Here is a 357-nt window from a genome sequence, read left to right on the forward strand (position 1 = left end):
CTCTTACGAATTACAATGCAGCCAATACTTATGATTTTTCACCTGCAGGACCAACTGTTAGTGCAGCAGGAGTCATAACAGGCGGTATGATAGGAACGGCTTACACGGTTAAAGCAACTAACGCTTCCGGATGTATCTCAGCGGCTTCTAATAGTTTTACTGTTATAAGCCTAACACAGTTGGCTACACCAGTAACTCCAGTAGTTAGCACAACAGCAGCGACTTGTTCAGCTGCGGGAAGCATGACTCTTACGAATTACAATGCAGCCAATACTTATGATTTTTCACCTGCAGGACCAACTGTTAGTGCAGCAGGAGTCATAACAGGCGGTATGATAGGAACGGCTTACACGGTTA

Annotated in this window: 1 protein-coding gene; it reads left to right on the top strand. The window is 44.8% G+C overall.

Annotated features, from left to right (window positions below):
* Positions 1-357, top strand: a 357-nt coding sequence (locus J3S90_RS15775) for a hypothetical protein (RefSeq protein ID WP_210646982.1), incomplete at both ends; no start/stop codon positions are given.

Origin of the sequence: Flavobacterium flabelliforme, assembly GCF_017948675.1 — a bacterium.
In the GTDB taxonomy this organism is placed as follows: Bacteria; Bacteroidota; Bacteroidia; order Flavobacteriales; family Flavobacteriaceae; genus Flavobacterium; species Flavobacterium pygoscelis.